General features: G+C 65.6%; 5 protein-coding genes. 3 read left to right on the forward strand and 2 right to left on the reverse strand.

Features of this window, described 5'->3' with window-relative positions:
- Positions 1–216: NAD(P)-binding domain-containing protein (locus tag WCE35_RS19895; RefSeq protein WP_424595031.1), on the reverse strand; the 216-nt coding region annotated here is incomplete at its 3' end.
- A gap of 127 nt (positions 217–343) precedes the next feature.
- Between WCE35_RS19895 and WCE35_RS19900 the strand changes: the two genes are divergently transcribed.
- Positions 344–1018, forward strand: coding sequence for an aldolase (locus tag WCE35_RS19900; RefSeq protein WP_424595032.1), 675 nt, complete (start codon positions 344–346; stop codon positions 1016–1018).
- A gap of 159 nt (positions 1019–1177) precedes the next feature.
- Here WCE35_RS19900 and WCE35_RS19905 read toward each other — a convergent pair whose 3' ends face one another.
- Positions 1178–2002, reverse strand: coding sequence for a putative hydro-lyase (locus WCE35_RS19905; RefSeq protein WP_424595033.1), 825 nt, complete (start codon positions 2000–2002; stop codon positions 1178–1180).
- Positions 2003–2092: 90 nt separating this feature from the next.
- Here WCE35_RS19905 and WCE35_RS19910 point away from each other — a divergent pair, with 90 nt between their 5' ends.
- Together WCE35_RS19910 and WCE35_RS19915 are read left to right on the forward strand one after the other, a co-directional pair.
- Complete coding sequence (locus WCE35_RS19910; protein ID WP_424595034.1) at positions 2093–3343, forward strand: Zn-dependent hydrolase; 1251 nt, start codon at positions 2093–2095, stop codon at positions 3341–3343.
- Positions 3344–3370: 27 nt separating this feature from the next.
- Complete coding sequence (locus WCE35_RS19915; protein WP_424595035.1) at positions 3371–4282, forward strand: NAD(P)-dependent oxidoreductase; 912 nt, start codon at positions 3371–3373, stop codon at positions 4280–4282.
- The last annotated feature ends 70 nt before the right edge of the window (positions 4283–4352 follow it).

Below are 4352 nucleotides of genomic sequence, written 5' to 3' on the forward strand. Positions count from 1 at the left end.
GTTGACGACCACGCTGACGACGATGTGGGCCCCTTTGGCGGCTTCCGCCGGTGATTTGGCGCCCTTGCCGCCATCGGCGACAAAGCGCGCCACCGCGTCGGCCGAAACGTCGCAGCCGGTGACGTCAAAGCCTGCCCGCCTGAGCGAGGTCGCCATGCCGAACCCCATCGAGCCCAGCCCGATCACGGCGATCGGCGGTTTGGATGATTCAGGCATGCGGCGTTCCCCAAGGCTTTTTGCGGCCGCGATCCGGCCGCGGCTTTGCTTCTGGGTATCACGGCTTGGCCGCGCTGCCAAAGCGTGAGACAAGGCGGGAAACAGGTATGCGGCCAAATATATGTCCGTGAGTGAAACGAAAATCCGCGAGGAAATCTGCCGGCTCGGCCGCTCGCTGTTCGAGCGCGGGCTGACGCCGGGCTCGTCGGGCAATATCAGCGTCAAACGCGATGACGGCGGCTGGCTGGTGACGCCGACCAACGTCTCGCTCGGCGCGCTCGACCCGGCGCGCCTGTCGCGGCTCGCCGCCGATGGCTGGCTGATCTCCGGCGATCCGCCGACCAAGGAAGTGCCGCTGCATACGGCGCTTTACCAGACGCGGGGCGCGGCCCGCGCAGTGGTGCATCTGCATTCCACCCATTCGGTGGCGCTGTCGATGCTGCCCGAAATCGACCCCCAAGCAGCACTGCCGCCAATGACGCCCTATTACCTGATGAAATGCGGGCTAACCGCGCTGGTGCCGTATTATCGGCCCGGCGACCCGGCGGTGGCGGATGCGATCAAGGGGCTGGCCGGGAAATATTCCTCGGTGCTGCTCGCCAATCACGGCCCGGTGGTGTCAGGCGATACGCTGGAAGCCGCCGTGTTCGCGATCGAGGAGCTGGAGGAAACGGCAAAGCTGTATCTGCTGCTGCGCGGGCTGAACCCGCGCTATCTGTCGCCAGAGCAGGTGGCGGATCTGGCGAAGACGTTTGGGCTGGGGCTGCCGGAGCATTCGCCGCACACACCTACGTCATCCTGAGGCGCGAGCCCCTTCGGCGAGCCTCGAAGGATGGCCACTCGCGCTGGCGGCCCATCCTTCGAGGCGCGCAAGAGCGCGCACCTCAGGATGACGGTTGCGTATGCGGCAATACCATAGGGATCACAGCCCCAGATACGCCTTGCGCACGGCAATGACGATTTACAGCACCGCAAGTTGCCTGTTCCGCAGGTCCGTCACCAGCATCAATCCGGGCGCGTGCGTGATCGCGAACGGCAGTTTCGCGGCCGCGATCACCGCCTGCGGGGTGACGCCGCAGGCCCAGAACACCGGAATCTCGTCCTGTTCCACCGGCACCGGATCGCCGTAGTCGGGTTTTGCGAGATCGGCGATGCCGATCGAATGCGGATGGCCGAGATGCACCGGGGCGCCATGCACGGACGGAAAGCGCGAGGTGATCTGCACCGCACGGATCGCATCCGCCGGCCTGAATGGCCGCATCGACACCACCATGGGTCCTGCGAACGGACCTGCCGAGGCGCAGGCAATGTTGGTGCGATACATCGGCACCCGTACCCCGTGTTCGATATGACGGATCGGCAGGCCATCCTCCATCAGCGCTTCTTCAAATGAAAACGAGCAGCCGAGCACGAAGGCGACAAGATCGTCGCGCCAGTGCGCCATGATGTCGGTCGGCTCCTCCGCCACCTCGCCGTCGCGCCAGATCCGGTAGCGCGGCAGGTCGGTACGGATGTCGAGGTCGAGGCCGAGCGATGGGATGCGGGGATCGCCGACATCGGACATGCCGATGATCGGGACCGGCTTTGGATTGAGCTGGCAGAAGCGATGAAATGAGGCCGCGAGTTTCTCCGGCAGGATCGCAAGATTGCCCTGGACGAAGCCGTTGGCTACGCCGGCCGTGGTGGTCGCCATCCCGGCGCGGCAGTCAAGGCGCGCCTGCAGGCTCGGAAGTACCCTCGGCCCGCGAAGGTCGGCCTGCTCGCGTCGCGCCAGCTCGATATTCATCCCCACTGCTCCATGCCTCGACAGGTGGTGCGGGACAGTTCTACCATGCAAGCCACCAACGCGCACCACCAGGTTTTCCGGAATGGCTCCATGACCAAAATCGCCTCCAACCTGCAGATCGATTCCGCCCGGCTTTGGGATACGATCCACGAGACCGCGAAATTCGGCGCCACCCCCAAGGGTGGCGTGCGGCGGCTGACGCTCGGGCCCGAGGACAAGCAGGTGCGCGACTGGTTCCGCAAGGCGTGCGAAGAAGCCGGCCTCGAGGTCCATGTCGATGCGCTCGGTTCGATGTTCGGCCTGCGCCGGGGGCGCGACATGTCGAAGCCCCCGGTCGGGCTCGGCTCGCATCTCGACACCCAGCCGACCGGCGGCAAATTCGACGGCGTGCTCGGCACGCTGGCGGCGCTCGAAGTGGTGCGCACGCTCAACGACGCCGGGATCGAAACCGAGACCCCGATCTGCATCTGCAACTGGACCAACGAAGAAGGCTCGCGGTTTGCGCCGGCGATGATGGCCTCGGCCGCCTATGTCGGCGATTTCACGACGGATGACATTCTTTCGCGCAAGGACGCCGACGGCGTCAGCGTCGCGGAAGCGCTCGAGCGCATCGGCTATCGCGGCAAGAGCCCGGTCGGCACCCAGAAATTCTCGGGCTTCGTCGAACTTCATATCGAGCAAGGCCCGATCCTCGAAGCCGAGCACAAGACCATCGGCGTGGTCGATTCCGGCCAAGGCGTGCTGTGGTACGACGGCAGGATCGTGGGCTTCGAAAGCCATGCCGGCACCACGCCGATGCGGCTGCGGCGCGACGCGCTGGCGACATTGTCGGAAATCGTGCTGGCGATGGAACGCATCGCGGGCAATCACGGCCCCAAGGCGGTCGGCACGGTGGGCGAGGCCGTGATCGCCAATCCTTCGCGCAATGTCATCCCCGGCGAGATCGCCTTCACGATGGATTGCCGCAGCGCCGACGCCGCCATCATGGACGCGCTCGATCGCGATTTGCGCGCCGCCGTAGCCGAGATCGCGGCCGGCCGCAAGGTCGAGGTCCAGCTCGACCTTGTCTGGCGCAAGCCGCCGACCGATTTCGATCCAACACTGGTAGACGCGGTGGAACATGCCGCCAGGACGCTTGGCTATTCCCACCGCCGCATCACCTCGGGCGCCGGCCACGATGCCTGCAACCTCAATACGATCATGCCGGCTGCGATGGTATTCGTGCCCTGCAAGGACGGCGTCAGCCACAACGAGCTGGAAGACGCCACGCAAGCCGATTGCGCGGCGGGCGCCAACGTCCTGATGCATACCGTGCTGGCGCTCGCCGGCGTCGCGTCCTGATCATCATCTCGATTGCCGGAGGCTGCCATGCGCGGGGTTTTTGTCGACGCCAGTGAATCGCTGGCCGTGATCTTCGAGCGGCTGCAAAAGCCTGATGATCCCAGGGTGCGGATCCACCGCGATCCCGACGTCACGCCGGACCAGCTGCCAAAGGTGCTGGACGGCGCGGAGATCGCGATCGTCGATCACACCGCGCTGCCTATCGATGTCGCGAAAAACTGCGCCGGACTGAAGCACGTGGTGTTTCTCGGCACCGGCGCGCGCAGCTACATGAACCCGGAAGCGCTCGCCGAGCTCGGAATCGCCGTGCACCTGATCAAGGGCTATGGCGACACCGCGGTGGCGGAAGCCGCGATCGCGCTGATGTGGGCTTCGGCGCGCGGCATCGCCGAGATGGACCGCGAGATGCGCGCCGGCAACTGGCTGCGCGACGACGGCATGCAGCTGACCGGCAAGACGCTCGGGCTGATCGGCTTTGGCGGCATCGCCGCCGAGGTCGCGCGGATTGCGCTCGGCAGCGGCATGCGTGTCATCGCCTGGAACCGGTCGCCCAAACAACATCCGAAAGTCGAATTCGTCGATCTCGACGAGCTCCTGACCGAGAGCGACGTCGTCTCGATCCATTTGTTATTGAACGACGAGACGCGCGGGCTGATCTCGCGCGCCTGCATCGAGGCGATGAAGCCCGGCGTCATCCTCGTCAACACCGCGCGCGGCGCCATCGTCGACGAGCAGGCTATGATCGACGCGCTGAAATCCGGCCAGATCCGGCACGCCGGGCTCGACGTCTTCAACATCGAGCCGCTGCCCGCCGATCATCCGCTGACGAAGCTGCCGAACGTGACGCTGTCGGCGCATTCGGCCTTCCGCACGCCAGAGGCGAGCGAGAATTTGATGCAGGCGGCGTGGGAGCATTGCCGGAGGATTGTGAAGGGATAAGCCGCTCGGCGCAGTGCACCCTCTCCCCTTGTGGGAGAGGGTGGCGAATCGAGCGGAGCGAGATGAAGCC

The sequence above is a fragment of the Bradyrhizobium sp. genome, from assembly GCF_049691595.1.
Classification (GTDB): domain Bacteria; phylum Pseudomonadota; class Alphaproteobacteria; order Rhizobiales; family Xanthobacteraceae; genus Bradyrhizobium.

Excerpts from the sequence above, each read along its gene's own strand:
- WCE35_RS19905 (WP_424595033.1), bottom strand. The coding sequence starts at position 2,002 with ATGAATATCGAGCTGGCGCGACGCGAGCAGGCCGACCTTCGCGGGCCG.
- WCE35_RS19910 (WP_424595034.1), top strand. The coding sequence starts at position 2,093 with ATGACCAAAATCGCCTCCAACCTGCAGATCGATTCCGCCCGGCTTTGG.
- WCE35_RS19915 (WP_424595035.1), top strand. The coding sequence starts at position 3,371 with ATGCGCGGGGTTTTTGTCGACGCCAGTGAATCGCTGGCCGTGATCTTC.